General features: G+C 63.3%; 14 protein-coding genes. 1 reads left to right on the top strand and 13 read right to left on the bottom strand.

Annotated elements, in window-relative coordinates; all coding sequences use genetic code 11:
• Window positions 1–103: 103 nt before the first annotated feature.
• From LQ215_RS28130 to LQ215_RS28095, 8 genes are all read right to left on the bottom strand, one after another.
• A complete protein-coding gene (locus LQ215_RS28130; RefSeq protein WP_230153531.1) occupies window positions 104–1,021 on the bottom strand; it encodes a sugar kinase in 918 nt (305 codons plus the stop codon).
• Window positions 1,022–1,174: 153 nt separating this feature from the next.
• Window positions 1,175–2,392, bottom strand: a complete 1,218-nt coding sequence (locus LQ215_RS28125) for an amino acid deaminase (protein WP_230153530.1) — start codon at window positions 2,390–2,392, stop codon at window positions 1,175–1,177.
• A 40-nt stretch (window positions 2,393–2,432) separates the two neighbouring features.
• Window positions 2,433–3,197 carry an IclR family transcriptional regulator gene (locus tag LQ215_RS28120; protein WP_230153529.1) on the bottom strand — a complete coding sequence of 255 codons (765 nt, stop codon included), beginning with the start codon at window positions 3,195–3,197 and terminating at the stop codon, window positions 2,433–2,435.
• A 165-nt stretch (window positions 3,198–3,362) separates the two neighbouring features.
• Complete coding sequence (locus tag LQ215_RS28115) at window positions 3,363–3,752, bottom strand: RidA family protein (RefSeq protein WP_230153528.1); 390 nt, start codon at window positions 3,750–3,752, stop codon at window positions 3,363–3,365.
• Window positions 3,753–3,778: 26 nt separating this feature from the next.
• On the bottom strand, window positions 3,779–4,615 hold the full coding sequence (locus LQ215_RS28110; protein WP_290369181.1) for an amino acid ABC transporter ATP-binding protein: 837 nt from the start codon (window positions 4,613–4,615) through the stop codon (window positions 3,779–3,781).
• The gene (locus LQ215_RS28105) at window positions 4,612–5,274 is read right to left on the bottom strand and encodes an amino acid ABC transporter permease (RefSeq protein ID WP_230153527.1); all 663 of its coding nucleotides are present in this window, start codon (window positions 5,272–5,274) and stop codon (window positions 4,612–4,614) included. Before LQ215_RS28105 ends, LQ215_RS28110 begins: the two co-directional genes overlap by 4 nt.
• A 9-nt stretch (window positions 5,275–5,283) precedes the next feature.
• Window positions 5,284–5,946, bottom strand: coding sequence for an amino acid ABC transporter permease (locus tag LQ215_RS28100; protein ID WP_018608019.1), 663 nt, complete (start codon window positions 5,944–5,946; stop codon window positions 5,284–5,286).
• A 54-nt stretch (window positions 5,947–6,000) separates the two neighbouring features.
• Window positions 6,001–6,849, bottom strand: a complete 849-nt coding sequence (locus LQ215_RS28095) for a transporter substrate-binding domain-containing protein (protein WP_230153526.1) — start codon at window positions 6,847–6,849, stop codon at window positions 6,001–6,003.
• Between the two features lie 344 nt (window positions 6,850–7,193).
• Here LQ215_RS28095 and LQ215_RS28090 point away from each other — a divergent pair, with 344 nt between their 5' ends.
• Entirely contained in the window at window positions 7,194–7,640 is a 447-nt protein-coding gene (locus LQ215_RS28090; protein ID WP_230153525.1) for a thioredoxin family protein, read from the top strand.
• 84 nt (window positions 7,641–7,724) lie between these two features.
• Here LQ215_RS28090 and LQ215_RS28085 read toward each other — a convergent pair whose 3' ends face one another.
• The 5 genes from LQ215_RS28085 to LQ215_RS28065 form a co-directional block, all read right to left on the bottom strand.
• Entirely contained in the window at window positions 7,725–8,066 is a 342-nt protein-coding gene (locus LQ215_RS28085; RefSeq protein ID WP_230153524.1) for a hypothetical protein, read from the bottom strand.
• Between the two features lie 54 nt (window positions 8,067–8,120).
• Window positions 8,121–9,767 (bottom strand): phospholipase D-like domain-containing protein, encoded by a 1,647-nt coding sequence (locus LQ215_RS28080; RefSeq protein WP_230153523.1) that lies wholly within the window; start codon window positions 9,765–9,767, stop codon window positions 8,121–8,123.
• 201 nt (window positions 9,768–9,968) lie between these two features.
• Window positions 9,969–10,526, bottom strand: coding sequence for a vWA domain-containing protein (locus tag LQ215_RS28075; RefSeq protein ID WP_356642862.1), 558 nt, complete (start codon window positions 10,524–10,526; stop codon window positions 9,969–9,971).
• 101 nt (window positions 10,527–10,627) lie between these two features.
• Entirely contained in the window at window positions 10,628–11,638 is a 1,011-nt protein-coding gene (locus LQ215_RS28070) for an ATP-binding protein (protein WP_230153522.1), read from the bottom strand.
• 171 nt (window positions 11,639–11,809) lie between these two features.
• The coding region (locus LQ215_RS28065) for a cobaltochelatase subunit CobN (protein WP_230153521.1) at window positions 11,810–13,173 on the bottom strand (1,364 nt) is incomplete at its 5' end.

Below are 13,173 nucleotides of genomic sequence, written 5' to 3'. Positions count from 1 at the left end.
CTCCCGCTGGCCTGCGCAGCAGGCCCATTTTTGCGACTGCTGCGCAGCCGAGCGGGAGCAAGCTCCCTCGCCACAAAGGCATAGCTTGATTTCCAGAGGGATGTCAGTCCTTGGGCATCAACGCGCCCGGCACCTGGATCACCCGGCTCGCCAACAAATGCCCGGCCTCGGCCGCCTCCACCGGGCTGCCGCCCAGCAAACGGCTCGCCAGGTACGCGGCGCTGAAGGAGTCCCCCGCCGCCGTGGTGTCGACGACGCGCTCGACCCGCAGGGCAGGTACTTCATAAGACTGGCCGTCGCAACGAATCAGGCAGGCCTCGGCACCGCGCTTGAGCACCACCTCGGGCGTGCCGAGCTGCGCATAGGCGGCGAACACCGCCTCGCTGTCGGCATGCCCGAACAATGCCTGCTCGTCCTCTACGGTCAGCAGCGCCAGCTCCACATAGGGCAAGACGCTGCGATAGGCCGCCCGTGCCGCGTCGATCGAGGCCCAGAGCCGGGGCCGGAAGTTATTGTCGAACACCACCAGCGCCCCGCGCCGACGCGCTTGGACCAGGGTCTCGATGAGTTTGCCACGCCCCTGCTCACCGAGCACCGCCAGGGTGACGCCGCTGAAATACAGCACATCGTAATCCAGCAACGCAGCCAGGATCGGCCCGGCGGCCGGGGTGGTAAAACAATCGCGCACCGCCGCCTCGTTGCGCCAGTAAAGGAAGCGCCGCTCGCCCGCCGCATCGGTCTGGATGCAATACAGACCCGGCAGGCGTCCAGCCAAGCGCTGGACCCTCTCCAGCCCGATGTTCTCCGCAGCCCAGTTTTCACACATGGCGTCACTGAAACTGTCGTCGCCCAGGGCGGTGACGTAATCCACCGCGCCCCTGTCGCCCAAGGCACGAGCCAGGTACACCGCCGTGTTCAGGGTGTCGCCGCCGAAGCTTTGCAGCAGGCTGCCGTCGGCGCGTTGTTGCAGTTCGATCATGCATTCGCCGATCAGGGCGATGCGGGGTTTGGGGTTGCTCATGGATGATCCTGATAATTCAGCGGTGTCTGGCAGGCCGCTATCGCGAGCAAGCTCGCTCCCACAGGGGATCTTGGGTAAACACCCATTGTGTGTTCACAGTCGATCAGTGTGGGAGCAAGGCTTGCCCGCGATAGCCACAACTCGGTCTAAAGGCTAGAAACACGTCTCCATGCTCTCGACCACCCGCAACTGCTCATCCACCAGGCACCCCACCCGCCACTTGTCGAACGTCAGGCACGGGTGTGAAGTACCGAACGAAATAATGTCCCCGACCCGCAACTCGACTCCAGCCGCTACCGTCATGAACGCATGCTGGTCCATCACCGCCGTCACCTTGCAGCCACTCACATCGTCACCCGCCAGCGCGTCCGATCCGGGCTGGTAGCGCTTGAGCGGCACTGGCAAGCCGGCGTCGTAAGCCACGTCGCGCTTGCCCAGGGCGATCACCGCGAAACCCGGCTCCGGCAGCGATTGCACATGGGCCCAGACTTCCAGCGCCGGGCGCAGGCCTTCGTGCAGGTCGCTGCGGCGCTCCAGCACGCAGCACTGCGCTTCTTTGTAGATGCCATGGTCATGGGCCACGTAGCTGCCGGGACGCAGCACGCTGAGGAAACGCCCGTGGGCATTCTGGGCCTCGAAGGATTCGGCGATCAGGTCGTACCAGGCCGACCCCGAGGCGGTGATGATCGGCTTTTCGATGGCGAACGCGCCGTTGTCCTGCAACTGCACCGCCAACCGCACCAGGGACGCCGCGAACGCACGAATGCCACTGATGGCGTGGTCGCCGTGGATCACCCCTTCGTAGCCTTCGATGCCGGTCAACGCCAGCGCCGGTTGCGCCTGGATCGCCTCGGCCAGGGCCAACACCTCGGCTTCGGTCCGGCAGCCACAACGACCGCCGACCACGCCGTACTCGATCATCACGTTGAGCCGTACACCGCGCGAGGCGAAGTAAGCGCCCAGGTCAGCGACGTTGTCCGGATGATCGACCAGGCAGTGGAATTCGAACGCCGGGTCGGCGAGCAAGTCGGCAATCAGCGCCATGTTCGGTGTACCCACCAATTGGTTGGCCATGAGCACCCGGCGCACGCCATGGGCGTAAGCGGCACGGGTCTGCACGGCGCTGGCGAGCGTCAGGCCCCAGGCGCCGGCCTCCAGTTGCCGGCGAAATAGCGCCGGCGTCATGCTGGTCTTGCCGTGGGGCGCCAGTTCGGCACCGCTGTTGGTGACGAAATCCTGCATCCAGCGGATGTTGTGCTCCAGCGCCGCGCGATGCAGCACCAGCGCCGGCAGGCTGACGTCCCGTAGCAGGTGGGCGCCGACGGTGGCGGCGCCCTTCTCGACGCCGGCATTAAGGATGGCGGAAGGCATGTTCGAACTCCTCGCACACGGCCGCTAGTGCCGTTGCTGTCTATTCATTGATGCGACGGGCCAGGTGGTTGGCGCTTTCGATCAGCACCCGGCGGTAGTCGGCGTAATTGTTCTTGGCGTCGGCCCGCGGGGCGACGATGCACAGGGTGGCGATGGCCACGCCACTCGGGTCTTTGACCGGTGCGGCGAAGCAGTGGGTGAAGGTGTCGGCGACACTGTCGAAGGAGAAAAACCCATCGAGGCCGGCCTGGCGGATTTCCTTGAGGAACTGCTCCAGGGGCAGGCGCTCGCCGTCCGGCAAAACGAAGTCGTCGGGGTCGATCAGGTCGACGATCTGCTGGTCACTCAAATGCGCCAGCAGCAGGCGCCCGGACGCCGTCCACGGGATCGGCGCGTTTTCCCCGATGTCCGATGAAATGCGAAAATGCCGCTCGCCTTCCTTCATCAGCGCGACGGTGTATTTGCGCCCGTTGAGCAGGCACATCTGCGCCGTTTCCCGGGTCTGGCTCACGATGTCCTGCAAGGCCTGGTCAGCCTCGCGGCTCAAATCGAAATGCCGCAGGTGCGCCTGCCCGAGAAAATACAACTGGCGGCCCAGGTAGACATGGCCGTCCTTGCCCACCGGCTCGAGGATGCGCCGCTCCAGCAGCGAGGCCACCAGTTCATAGACCGTGGACTTGGGGCTGCCGATGCCGCTGGCAATATCGTTCGGGCGCAGCGGCTGGCCGATTTCCTTGAGGAAATCGAGGATATCGAACGCCCGATCCAATCCCCGGGCCCGGCGTTTGATGGTGTCTTCGGTCATGTCTTTGGTTCCTGAAATTTCACCCATAATCGCATGTATCTTTATTGTGGCGAGGGAGCTTGCTCCCGCTGGCCTGCGCAGCAGGCCCAACTTCTTGCGGCTGCTGCGCAGCCGAGCGGGAGCAAGCTCCCTCGCCACAGAAGCGAATTCGCCAGAATATCGTGTTCAGCCTTTTTTCTTGTAGGCCACACAATCAATCTCGACCTTGCAATCAACCATCATGCTCGCCTGCACGCAGGCCCTGGCCGGGGCGTGTTCCGGGCTGAAGTATTCGCCGAAGACCTTGTTGAAACTCCAGAAATCCCGCGGGTCCTCCAGCCAAACACCGCAGCGCACTACATCTTCCAGGCCATATCCGGCCTCTTCGAGAATGGCGACCAGGTTCTTCATGGTCTGGTGGGTCTGCTCGACGATCCCGCCGACAATGATCTCGCCGTTCACCGCCGGCACCTGGCCGGACACGTGCAGCCAGCCATCGGCCTCCACAGCGCGGGCAAATGGCCGTGGCTGACCGCCACCTGCGATGCTGCCGGTGCCGTAGCGCGTAATGCTCATGGGTTATCTCCTTATTGAATGAAAAGTTAAAAACGCGTGTTCTTGAGAAATTCTGCCAGGCGCGGTGATTGCGGCCGCTCGAACAGTTCTTTGGGTGGCCCCTGCTCTTCGATGCGGCCCTGGTTCATGAACACGATCTTGTCGGAGACCTCGAAGGCAAAGCGCATTTCGTGGGTCACCAGCAGCATTGTCATGCCGTCTTCGGCCAGGCCCTTGATCACGTTCAGCACCTCGCCGACCAGTTCCGGGTCCAAAGCCGAAGTGACCTCATCGAACAGCATCAGGCTGGGGTTCATGGCAATCGCCCGGGCAATCGCCACGCGCTGCTGCTGGCCGCCGGACAACTGGCCGGGAAAGTGATCGCGCCGCTCCAGCAGGCCCACCCGCTCCAGCCATTTCTCGGCCAGGGCCACGGCCTCATCCTTGGGCAGCTTTTTCACTTTGAGCAGGCCCAGGGTGACGTTCTGCAGCGCGGTCAAATGCGGGAACAGGTTGAATTGCTGGAAGGCCATGCCGGTCATGGCCCGGTGCCGGGCGATGACTTTTTCGGCGTGGCGCACACGCTTGCCGTCGATCTCGTCGTAGCCGATGGACTCGCCGTCGAGCACGATCTGCCCGCCCTGGAACTCTTCCAGCATGTTGACGCAGCGCAGCAGCGTGGTCTTGCCCGAACCGCTGGAGCCGATCAGCGTGACCACGTTGCCGCGCTGCATGCTCAGGTCCACGCCCTTGAGCACTTCCAGCGGGCCGTATTGTTTGCGCAAGCCGCGAATGTCCAGCAGCGGCTGGGTGTTGGAGAGCTCTTTGTTGGAGAGCTTCGTATTGGAGAGATTCGTATTGGAGAGATTCGAAACGTCAGTCATGGCAAGGCCACCCGCTTTTCAATGTGCCGCCCAAGCAATTCAATGGCGTAATTGATGATGAAAAAGAGAAACCCGGCGAACAGGTAAAACTCCAGGGTCATGAAGGTCCGGGCGATGATCTGCTGGGTGCTGAGCAGCAGTTCGGCAACGCCGATCACCGACAGCAGGGTCGAGGCCTTGACGATCTCGGTGGAGGAATTGACCCAGGTCGGCAGGATCTGCCGCAACGCCTGGGGCAACAACACATAGCCCAGCGACTGGTAGAACGTCAGGCCGATGGCCTGGCTCGCTTCCATCTGCCCGCGAGGCAACGCCTGCAAGGCCCCGCGCACGATTTCGGCCACGTGGGAGCCGCAGAACAGCGTCAGGCCCAGCACGCCGGCCTGGAACGCGCCGATCTGCCAGCCCAGGGCCGGGGCCATGTAGAAGCAGGCCAGCACCAGCACGAACACCGGCGTGCCGCGAATCAGGTCGACGTAGAAACGAAACGGCGCGCGCATCCAGGTCCGACCGTAAGTCAGCACCAGCCCGGCGACCAGGCCGATCAACGTCCCCAACACAATCGCCAGCAGCGAGCACTGCACGCTGGTCAAGAAGCCACTCCACAGGGTGTCGCGGGCAACCCATAACTCATGCAGCCAACTGGGGGATTCGTACATGGGACACTCCTAACGGCGGATCGCCAGGCGCTGCTCGAAATAGCGCAGCACCATGGCAATGAGGTAACAGGCCGCGACATACAGGGCCGTGGTCACCAGCCAGGTTTCGATCACCCGGTAGCTCTCCACGTTGATCTTGCGGGCGTAATAGGTCAGCTCCGGCACGGCAATCGCCGCCGCCAGGGAGGTGTCCTTGAACAGCGAAATGAAGTTGTTCGACAAGGCCGGCAACACGTTGCGCAGCATCACCGGCACGGTGACGTAGGCCTTCACCTGCCACTCGCCCAGGCCGATGGCCAGCCCGGCTTCACGCTGTCCCTTGTGAATGCTCAACAGTCCGCCGCGAAACACTTCGGTCAGGTAGGCCCCGGCGTAAAGCGAGAGGGTGATGACGAACGACGGCAGCTTGTCCAGGCGGATGCCCAGGCTTGGCAAGGCAAAGTAGATCAGCAGGATCAACACCAGGATCGGCGTATTGCGGATCACCGTGACATACACCGACGCCAGCACCCGCAAGACCCGATGTTTGCTCAGCAGCGCGAACGCCATCGCCAGGCCGATCACGCAACCGATGGCGATCGACACCAGCGCCAGGGAAAGCCCCAGGCCCAGCCCCGCCAGCAAGGTGTCGAAATCGCGCCAGACGGCGGCAAAGTTCAACTGATAATTCATGGTCGGCAGTACCTTAGCCGGAGCGCCCGCAAGGGGCGCCCCGGGCTCACAGGGTCATTTGAATTCAACGGGGAAACCGATCGCTGGCGACGGCAGCTCGACACCGAACCACTGCTTGAACGACGCCGCGTAGGTGGGGAATTCCACGCCGGTCATGGCTTCATGCAAGGTGGTGTTGACGAAGTTCAGCCAGTCCTGGTCGCCGCGCTTGACCGCACAGGCGTAGGTTTGCGGGCTCCAGGCGTAGGCCGGGCTGCGGTAGCGGCCAGGGTTCTGCACCATCAGGTATTTGACCGAGGACTGGTCAGTGGCGGCGGCATCGGCGCGGCCGGAGTTCACTGCCTGATACATCAGGTCGACGCTGTCGTACTGGTCGACCTTGGCCTTGGGCAGCGCCTGATGCACCAATTCCTCGGCGTAGACGTTCTGCAGCACGGCCACGGTGACGCCGTCGCCGGCGGCCTTGAGGTCTTCGATTTCCTTGTACTTGCTGTTGCCCGGCAGCAGCAGGCCCACGCCTTCGCGGTAGTACGGCAGGGTGAACGCCACTTGCTGGGCGCGGCTGGCGGTGACGGTGATGAACTGGCAACTCATGTCGACCTTGTCGGTCAACAGGTTGGGGATACGCGCATCGGAAGACTGCACCACGAACTCGACTTTCTCCGGGTCATTGAACAGGCCCTTGGCGACCATCCGCGCAATATCGATATCAAAGCCCTGCAACTTGCCATCCGCTCCCTGGAAGTGCCACGGCGCATTGGTACTGCCCGTGCCCACGATCAATTTCCCCCGCTGCAGCACGCTGTCCAGCTTGCTGTCGGCCGCCTGAGCGACCCCCATGGCAGCCGTCGTGGCTACGAAGAGAAAAACACACGCTTTAAACAAGGAAGGTCGGCGTTGCATGGCAAGCACTCCAGAGTGAGTTTATTCCGCTATACCGGAACATGGTATGTAACAACGGAATAGACAGCAGAAAGTGTGCCACAGGCTTGCAACGCGCGGGTGAGAAAAATGGAAGGTCAAGGAAATCAATGGGATGGAAAACCATCCATATCCAGGATTGCCCAGGGAGGGCTTGTTCGCTTGCTACCGTTGGCTACGGCGATCGGGTACCAGGGCCCCAAACGGCGTACTGCCGATCCGTTTCGCACCGAAACGGAGCCGCTCACCTGTCAACTCTGACAGTAGCGAAGCCTGGCCAGGCTCCTTATCGTTTCCTTCACCGTCAAGGAACAAGGGAGCTGGTCATGAGTTCGCTCATCACTCACGTAGCGGCACAAAAGGACTACCGCAAGGCCCTCAGGACCTGGCGCCCAGTGGTCTTCTATTTTGGCCATCCACACTGCTACGCCTGCGGCTGGGCCGAACCGGTGTTCTGCAAAGTGGCCGAGGCCTTCCAGGATCGAGCCATCATCTACAAGTTGAGCACCGACGAATCGCCCCGGCACCCGGAAGTCAGCGGGACACCGACCGTGCTGTTTTATAAAGATGGGAAGTTGTGCCGCAAGCTCAAGGGCATTGGTGACCAACCCTCGCTGATGCAGAATTTTGCCGAACACATCGGCCGGACAAAGCCCCGGCGCTCGCATCGCCCGATACGCCATGACGTGAAATGGCTGCGGCAGCGACTCCAGACTTTATGCACCACCGACCGAGGGCGAGCGCTGATGAGGATGCGGGCAACGTTTCAATAGCGGGGTCAGCCAATGTGGATACCCACCGACCTGACGCGCTCGCGAGCAAGCTCGTTCCTACCATTGTTCGGTGGTGCGCCCGGTCTATTTGCGCTTGTAGCTCTTGCTGCCACCAGGCGTGAGGCAATAGACCCCACCCCGGGGACCGACGCAATAATTGCCACTGCCACATTGGCAACCGTCAGTGGACTTGAGCAACGACTGCGGCCGGGCCTCGTTCCGAAGCCCCAGCACAGCGGAACAGGACTTTTTCGAAGCGCTGATGGAGCCGTCGTTGCACAGGAAGGTATCGCCGTCGCACCCGGCAATACCGCCCTTGCGCCCGGAACACGGTTGATTGGCGGCAAGGGCCGAAGTGCCCAGGGCCAACAACAGGATCGCGACACAGGCGCGAAGTAAAGCGGACGTTCCGTGGCAGAGTTTCATGGCAGCTTCCTGGCCAATAGATGGCCCTATGCTAGCACTGGATACCTGCTGCGCCTAACGCCCGCAAAACCTCACCCTGGATAACATCCGCAAATCCCCCTCGCGGTAATAGTCATCACTCCAGCTGTCGTCCACCGCCAGCGGCTTGACCTGCTTGAGGGCGAGTTTTTTCGCGAAGTAGCGAAAGCGGTAATGCTCATAAAAACGTAGCAGTTCCAGCCCGTAGCGGTCGGCCAGGTCGGTGTCACCCTGGATGATCAGGTAGTTCTCGTCGTTGCCGCTGCTGGCCGCGGCACTCAGGTTGTGGCTGCCGCTGATGATGGTCGGTGTATCGCTGGTGAAGTCGGTGACGATGGCTTTGGTGTGCACCAGCAGGTTGCCCTTCTGGCCTTTCATGTTCTCCTTGAGCCAACCTTCCAGGCCGGTGTTGAGCAGCGCGGTGGCGGCGAATTCGGCGGTGCGGTCGGCATGAAAGCCGGTGATGCGGCTCTTGGTGTTTTGCAGGCCGTAGCGCAGCACGTCGTCATTAGGCTGGCCGAGTACCGCGTCGAGGATGCGCTCGGGCAACACAAAGGCGGTGACGAACAGCAGGTCCTTTCGCGCGCCCTTGATGATGTCGACGAAGCGATCCAGGTCGCCCTCCCCGGTGCGCGGCGAGAACCCGGCGAACAACGCCTCTTGTGGAGCCATGGCATTGTGGTCAGTCAGCCACTGGCGAGTGGCACCGACGTCCTGGGGTTCGGCCCAGATTTGCTCGAACACCTGGAAGTAGCTGCCACTCACCCGAGGGTCGTCCAACACATGAACCACGTTGGCCTGGCGGTAGACGCCGTTGGCGGTGAAGTTGGTGCTGCCGCAGAGCACGGCTTCGGGTTGCAATGCGCCGCTGGCCTGCACCTTGCTCAGCACAATGAACTTGTTGTGGAAAATGTTGTGGGTGATTCGCCCACGCTTGTTGGCCGCCGGCATGTTCTCGAGGCTGGCTTCGTTACGCGCCGTGGTGTCGTCTCCCGGCTCGGCGTGATACAGCACCCGCACCTTCGCACCGCGAGCATGGGCGGCATTCACCGCGTCGACGATCACCGGCAGTTCGTATTCATAAATGGCGACATCCAGAGCCCAGTTGGCATCCAGCGCCCGGTCGATAAAACCGATCAGGCGTCCCAGCAGGCCATTCTCCAGCCAGCGACGCGGAGCGTCGGGCCAGTCATCGATGGACAGGTGCTTGTTGGCGCCGAGCAACGCATCCACTTCAGGAAACTTGCGCTGGAACGCCTGGCTGGCGGCCACCGCACGGTTGAAGATGACCTGCTGGTTGGCCGGCTGCCCGTCGTCACTGGTGACGGTGACGGCCAGGGATTCGCCCAACTGCGGTGCATCGGGGCTGCCGTAGGCCAGGTGCACGCGGTAGTGAATCGTCACGCCGGGGTTGACCGCATAGTCGGCCCAGCGAAATTTCTGCAACGGTGCCTTGTCGCTGGGGGTGGCGTGGAACTGGGGAAAGGTGTGGGCCTTGTCGGGGAAGGTCAGGCTGTTGAACAGGAACAGCCAGGGCCTGTCACTGTGCTGCTTCTCGATGGCAAAGCCCAGCAGCCCCTGGCGCCTTGATTCAGCCAGGTCCATGGCGAGCAGCACGCCATTTGTGCCGGCATAGGCCTTGACCCGAAAATCGTCCTGGGCGTTGGTGACGAGTATGCGCATGGTTCACTCCTGTGAGGGGGCTGCCTGAGCATAGTGCAGTGATGCGGGGTTGAGGGGGCAGATCCGGGACCGAGGTGATACCTTCGCGAGCAGGCTCGCTCCCACAGGGGGGCTGTGGTGTTCATCAGTTATGTGTGCACAGCGAAACCAAATGTGGGAGCGAGCTTGCTCGCGATGAGGCTTTCACAGTCAAAGAGCATTTCAAGTGGTCTCATCGATATGCCGATACTCAGCCCCCAACCGCCCCGCCAACTGCCGGGCCCGGCCCAGGCGGATCGGGCCTCTTTCGATGTCGATCAACAGGCACGGACAATCGAGAAACGGCGGTGAAAGCCCTTCCTTGACTCGCCCATCGGTCATCACCAACACTCGCTGCTGCTCCGCCGGGTAGCGTTTGCGCCGGGCCACCAGCCAGCGCCCGGCCTCCTCCAGCGCCGCCAACAACGGCGTTCCGCCACCGGCACCCAGCCCATCGAGCCAGTCGCGCAAACCGGCCGAGGCCTTGAGCCCTTGCACCTGCCAGTTCGGCTGCGTGCCACTGGCCGTCAACAGCGCCAGGCGGGCGCGTTGGCGGTAAGCGTCGTCGAACAACTGCGCCAGCAGGCCCTTGCCGTCACTCAAGGCGCGATGACGCCGGGTCGAGGCCGAGGCATCGACGATCACCAGCCACAGCTCATGGGGCGAGCGATGGCGAGCATGCCATCGCAGGTCCTCACGCAAACGTGGCCGGCCATTGAGCAATGTCCCCGGCCAGTTCACCACACCGCTGGCCGCCGCTTTGCTGCGGCCCTGGCGGCCCTGGTCGAGTCGTCCGGCACGGGGTCTGGCATTCGCCCCCGCCGGTGAACGGGGGCGAATGCCTAGGGCTTTTTTGGCCAGCTCGGCACGTCACGCCGGGCACCGGTCGGCAATGCCCGGGCCGGCAGGTCCCCCCACTGGCCCTGGCCTTCGTTCGGTTCAGTGATTTTTTCCGCGCCGGTCGGCGCCTGGGACGGTGCCGGTGCCGGTGCCGGTGCCGAATGCCCACGCCGCCGGTGCCGCAAGGCAAACTCGGCGACCGCATCGATGTCTTCATCGGCAATTGCAGCAGCCCCGCGCCAGGCAGCATGGGCCCGGGCCGCCCGCAGCCAGACCAGGTCGGCGCGCAAGCCATCGACCCCGGCGGCAAAGCAGCGCTCGGTGATCTGCGCCAGCGCCGCATCGTCCAGGGCGATCCCGGTCAAGCGCTCGCGCGCCTGCTGACAACGTTCACGCAAATGCTGCTGGGCCGTCTCCCACGCCACGCAGAACGCCAGCGGATCGCTGTCGAAATCCAGCCGCCGCCGGATGATCTGGCCGCGTTCAGCCGGTGCAGTGTGACCGTCAAGGGCGACGTTCAAGCCAAAACGGTCGAGCAACTGCGGACGCAGCTCACCCTCTTCCGGGTTCATGGTGCCGATCAGCACAAAGCGCGCCGGATGCCGATGGGAAATGCCGTCGCGCTCGATCAGGTTGGTACCGCTGGCGGCCACATCGAGCAGCAAATCCACCAGGTGATCGGGCAACAGGTTCACTTCATCGACGTACAGCACGCCACCGTCGGCCTTGGCCAGCACCCCGGGAGAAAACTGCGCGCGCCCTTCCCCCAGCGCTGCGTCCAGGTCCAGGGTGCCCACCAGCCGCTCTTCGGTCGCACCGAGGGGCAAGGTGACAAACTGACCGCTGGCCAGCAGGTCCGCCAGGCCCCGGGCCAACGTGGACTTGGCCATCCCCCGCGGCCCTTCGATCAGCACACCGCCGATTTTCGGATCGATCGCGGCCAGGCACAGGGCCAGTTTCAGATCATCGGCGCCGACCACGGCGGAGAGCGGGAAATGCGGGGTGTGGGTCATGTTGAATATCTCATGAGTGTTCGATAGTCCCCTGTGGCGAGGGAGCTTGCTCCCGCTGGGCTGCGTAGCAGACCCGAATCGGGCGCCTCGGTCTGACAGATGGATTGAGTCACGGCTTTTGGGGTTGCTTCGCAACCCAGCGGGAGCAAGCTCCCTCGCCACAAAGGTTCATCAGCCATCTTCTTCTATGTCCAACAACAAATTCTCCAGCGCCTCGCGGTACTCGCCCGGCGCCTGCCACATCCCCCGCTGCTGCGCTTCGAGCATGCGCTCGGTCATGTCCCGCAGGGCGTCGGGGTTGTGCTGGCGGACAAAATCCCGGGTGTCCGGGTCGAGCAGGTAGGCATCGGCCAGCAAGGCGTACTGGTGATCGTCGATCAATCGGGTGGTGGCGTCGAAGGCAAACAGGTTGTCCACCGTCGCCGCCAGTTCGAACGCGCCTTTATAGCCATGCCGCTTCACGCCGTCGATCCACTTTGGATTGGCTGCGCGGGAACGGATGACGCGGTTGAGCTCTTCTTTCAGGGTGCGGATCCTGGGCAAGTCTGGCTGGCTGTGATCGCCATGGTAACTGGCCGCCGCATCACCACTGAGGGTCTCGACCGCCGCCAGCATGCCGCCCTGGAACTGGTAGTAATCGTTGGAATCGAGCAGGTCGTGCTCGCGGTTGTCCTGGTTCTGCAACACCGCCTGCACCTGGCTCAAACGCCGGGAGAATTGCTCTCGGCCGGCCGTGCCTTCATCGCTGGCGCCGTAGGCATAACCGCCCCAGTTCAGGTACACCTCGGCCAGATCCTCGCGGCTCTGCCACAAGCGACCGTCAATCGCGCCCTGCACGCCCGCGCCATAGGCACCGGGCTTGGCGCCGAAGATCCGCCAACCGGCCTGGCGCGCCGCGGCCTCCGGCTCCAGACCCGATGCCAGCAGGGCTTCACGCTCGCCACGCACCTTGGCCGCCAACGGGTTCATGTCATCCGGCTCATCGAGGGCGGCGACGGCCTGTACCGCGGCATCGAACAAGCGGATCAGGTTGGCAAAAGCATCGCGGAAGAACCCGGACACGCGCAGCGTGACATCGACCCGAGGCCGGTCCAGCAGGCTCAACGGCAGAATCTCGAAGTCATCGACCCGTTGGCTGCCGGTGGCCCACACCGGGCGCACGCCCATCAACGCCATGGCCTGGGCGATGTCATCGCCACCGGTGCGCATGGTGGCAGTGCCCCACACCGACAGGCCGAGCTGACGCAGATGGTCGCCGTGGTCCTGCAAGTGCCGCTCAAGGATCAGGTTCGCCGATTGGAAACCGATGCGCCACGCCGTGGTGGTGGGCAGGTTGCGCACGTCCACCGAGAAGAAGTTGCGCCCGGTGGGCAACACATCAAGGCGCCCGCGGCTCGGCGCACCGCTGGGGCCGGCGGGCACGAAGCGCCCGCTCAAGGCATCGAGCAGGCCGCGCATTTCCGCCGGGCCGCAAGCGTCCAGGCGCGGGGCCACGACGGACCGCAGGTTTTCAATGATGCTGCCCACCCCCTCCC

It is taken from the genome of Pseudomonas brassicacearum, assembly GCF_918698105.1.
GTDB classification, from domain to species: Bacteria; Pseudomonadota; Gammaproteobacteria; order Pseudomonadales; family Pseudomonadaceae; genus Aquipseudomonas; species Aquipseudomonas brassicacearum_F.
The sequence above is the reverse complement of the archived record's forward strand: the minus strand, read 5'-3'. Positions and strand labels throughout refer to the sequence as shown.